This window comes from Cupriavidus sp. SIMBA_020 (genome assembly GCF_046535395.1).
In the GTDB taxonomy this organism is placed as follows: domain Bacteria; phylum Pseudomonadota; class Gammaproteobacteria; order Burkholderiales; family Burkholderiaceae; genus Cupriavidus; species Cupriavidus campinensis.
Genome location: NZ_JAWRWU010000925.1, coordinates 1 through 260, shown reverse-complemented (window position 1 = coordinate 260; position 260 = coordinate 1). Strand labels below are relative to the sequence as shown.

1 protein-coding gene is annotated in these 260 nt (G+C 59.6%); it reads right to left on the bottom strand.

The genetic code is table 11. The annotated features are described in order from the left end of the window. On the bottom strand, nucleotides 1-260 hold a 260-nt coding region (locus SB751_RS32145; RefSeq protein WP_410749281.1), incomplete at both ends, for an SIS domain-containing protein.

Here is a 260-nt window from a genome sequence, read left to right as displayed (position 1 = left end):
GCCAACCGCGAACCGACATTAGTCAGCGCAATCGTGGTCGCCCCACGCTCTTTGGCGATCTGAATGCTTTCATTCACCTCGACGCTGCGCCCCGAATGCGAAATCGCAAAAGCCACATCGCCCGGCTCCATCAGCCCCGCATAAAGCCGCTGCAAATGACCATCGGTAAAAGCCGTCGACGCGATATCGAGCCGCAAGAACCTCAACGCCGCATCCTGCGCAACGAGCCCCGAGCCCGAGCCGACGCCAAAGAAAAACAC